A 1,621-nucleotide genomic window follows, 5' to 3' on the forward strand; every position below is an offset into this window, starting at 1 on the left:
TACGTTAGTATCTTCTATGTTTTTTAAGTTTACATTTGTGGAGACTAATTAAAAATTAGTAACCTCCGCCCCAACAGCTGCATCCAACAATAATTAATAAAATGAATAACACAACTAATAAAGCGAAACCTCCACCAAAACCACAAGAACCACCGTAACTCATATTTTCTCCTCCTTTTGGTTTGAAAACTAATAGGTAGTTGATCATTTTAACTGGTTCGTATTATACATTATGTGAATACCCCTTTTTTGAGCATGTCTATATAAAAATAAGTAAAAGCACTCATTTCAGAATGCTTTAAAATGGATACCAAAAGTTTTGAAATACATGTAACTTTAAATACACTGCAACAATTAAAATAAAAACACCTACAAATAAAGCAATGAAATCTCCGCTTTTTGCTTTATTTGTATAAAACCACGTACGTTTATCCTTCTTTCCAAATCCTCTTAAATCCATTGCATTTGAAACTGTATCGATTCTATCTAGTGAATGAATAATTAGGGGCCAGAAAATTAAGACACGGTTTTTCATACGAGCCCATAAACCTGCTTCCCCTTTTTCAAAAGCTACTCCTCTCGCCTCTTGCGCATGTTTTATAATTTTATATTCGGACTGTATATCAGGTATGTAACGTAATGCAATATTTATCGCATAGGTAATCTTATAATGAATTCGAAGTTTACTTAAACTACTCACAAATTCGCTTGGATCAGTCGTATAAATAAAAATAAGTGTGAATGGTAATAACGTAAAATATTTTAATGAAAGTGTAGCTGCATAAAATAATGTTTCATAAGTAATTGTCGCATATCCGATATGTAAAAACGAAGTATATGATTCAATTAATTCAGACCCATGGGTTGGTGTAATAAATAAAATCATGACAGAATTTAATAAACTAAATGTAACTATAACTGTAAAAACAATAATGATTTTACGAAATGGAATTTTAGCAACTACAAGTCCGATACATCCAATCATAAATACAAAGAGCAATATGCGAAAATCAAAAAATAAAAAAGTAAGCGTCATACAAAAAATAAATAACAACAATTTCACTGCTCCATCCATACGATGAAAGTATGTATTATACACCTTCCTCCCTCCTAGTAACCTCAAAATAAAGTTCTATAAACCTTTCAGGATATGCAATCCCACTAAATGTAACTAGCTTGAATAATGAACTTTCCCTTAGATTCGCTCTTTGTAGCGTTTTTGAATGTCCTAATACGATAGACGCAGTATTATTTGCAATAATTTCCCCTTCATGTAAAACGATAGCTCTGTCTGCATATTCTAATGCGAGATTCATATCGTGTGTGATAAAAATAAAGGATATTCCCTTTGCAGCTAGTTTTTTAATAAACGACATAAACTGTTTATAATGATAATAATCCTGTCCCGCTGTCGGTTCATCCAAAATGATCAGTTTCGGATTTGTCATTAGTACAGATGCAATCGTTACTCTCTTTTTTTGTCCATAACTTAATGCCTGGATTGGCCAGTTTCGAAATGGATACAAACCACAAATTTTTAACGTTTCTTCCGCTCTAAGCTTAATTTCTTCCTTTGAAACCTTTTTTAATTTTAATGTAAATGCAACCGCTTCTATAACAG

General features: G+C 31.6%; 3 protein-coding genes. All 3 read right to left on the reverse strand.

Annotated features, from left to right (window positions below):
• Window positions 1-55 precede the first annotated feature (55 nt).
• Entirely contained in the window at window positions 56-163 is a 108-nt protein-coding gene (locus KI369_RS18910) for a YjcZ family sporulation protein (RefSeq protein WP_000120182.1), read from the reverse strand.
• A 135-nt stretch (window positions 164-298) separates the two neighbouring features.
• A complete protein-coding gene (locus tag KI369_RS18915; RefSeq protein ID WP_212956957.1) occupies window positions 299-1,099 on the reverse strand; it encodes an energy-coupling factor transporter transmembrane component T family protein in 801 nt (266 codons plus the stop codon).
• Window positions 1,092-1,621 (reverse strand): ABC transporter ATP-binding protein (locus KI369_RS18920; RefSeq protein ID WP_212956958.1); only part of this gene is annotated, 530 nt, incomplete at its 5' end. The genes KI369_RS18920 and KI369_RS18915, both read right to left, overlap by 8 nt.

Source organism: Bacillus sanguinis (genome assembly GCF_018332475.1).
Taxonomy (GTDB): domain Bacteria; phylum Bacillota; class Bacilli; order Bacillales; family Bacillaceae_G; genus Bacillus_A; species Bacillus_A sanguinis.